Source organism: Agrococcus sp. Ld7 (assembly GCF_045064095.1).
Taxonomy (GTDB): Bacteria; Actinomycetota; Actinomycetes; order Actinomycetales; family Microbacteriaceae; genus Agrococcus.
The window spans coordinates 1-1,306 of record NZ_JBISGY010000019.1 but is presented as its reverse complement, the minus strand read 5'-3'; the positions used below and the strand labels follow the sequence as shown (position 1 = coordinate 1,306).

1 protein-coding gene is annotated in these 1,306 nt (G+C 69.4%); it reads left to right on the top strand.

Translation table 11 applies throughout. The annotated features are described in order from the left end of the window. The first annotated feature begins 77 nt into the window (after nt 1–77). The gene (locus ACJJVL_RS03455) at nt 78–1,262 is read left to right on the top strand and encodes an IS481 family transposase (protein WP_405216920.1); all 1,185 of its coding nucleotides are present in this window, start codon (nt 78–80) and stop codon (nt 1,260–1,262) included. The last annotated feature ends 44 nt before the right edge of the window (nt 1,263–1,306 follow it).

Genomic DNA, 1,306 nt, shown 5'->3' with positions numbered 1-1,306 from the left:
GGAGGTGTCCGGGTTCACGACATAGGTCTCACTTGATAGGTCGCTCATGAGTCGCGACATAGGTCACAGTCGCTGGCATGTCTCGCGCTCGGGTGGCCGTGTTGAAGATCGTCTCGAAGCAGCTGTCGGTGACGGCAGCGGCGGCCGAGTATGGCCTCTCCCGACGTCATCTGCATCGGCTGCTCGCCCGCTACCGGGACGGCGGCATCGAGGCGGTCGAAGCCCGCTCGCGCGCACCGCGCAGCAGCCCGCACCGGACGCCGGCGAAGGTCCGTGATCGGATCGTGGAGCTGCGGCAGGAGCTGACCGGCCAGGGCAGCGACGCCGGCCCCGTCACGATCGGCTGGCACCTCGAGCGCGAAGGGCTGGCCGCACCGTCGACCTCCACCATCCGGCGCATCCTGCACGATGCGGGCCTGGTCATACCCGAGCCGCGCAAGCGGCCCCGGTCGTCGTGGATCCGCTTCGAGGCCGCGCAGCCCAACGAGACCTGGCAGTCGGACTTCACCCACTGGCGCCTCGCCGACGGCAGCGACGTGGAGATCCTGAACTGGCTCGACGACCACGCCCGCTTCCTGCTCTCCTGCACCGCCCACGCGCCCGTCACCGGCGAGATCGTCGTGGCCGTCTTCCTCGCCGCCACCGAGGAGCACGGCGTACCCGCTTCCACCCTCACCGACAACGGCCGCGTGTTCACTGCCCGCTTCGGCGGCGGCCGCAACGCGTTCGAATACGTGCTGCCGCTGCTGGGCGTCAGACAGAAGAACGGCGCACCGGGCCATCCCCAGACGCAGGGCAAGATCGAGCGCTTCCACCAGACCCTCAAGCGCTGGCTCCGTAAGCAGCCCACCGCCGCCACCCTCGCGGAGCTGCAAGCGCAGCTCGAGCGATTCCGCCACCACTACAACGAACAGCGACCCCACCGCGCCAACGACCGTCACACCCCCGGACACGCCTACCGAGCCACCCCGAAAGCGCTCCCCGCCGGACCCCGCGCCGCGGGCCACTTCCGCATCCGCTACGACCACGTCGACCAGCAGGGCCGGGTCAGCATCCGCCGAGCGGGCCGCATGCACCACCTCGCCATCGGCGCCACGCACCGCGGCCGACGTATCCTCGCGCTGCTCGACGACACCACCGCCACCGTCGTCGACCTCGAAACCGGCGAGATCATCGCCACCAACGACATCCAGCCCAACCGCAGCTACTGGCGGAACACGCAGAAAGCCCCCGGCCGATGGCCAGGGGCTCCCAACTCGTGACCTATGTCGCGACTCAGGTGAGACCTATGTCGCGACTCATCACA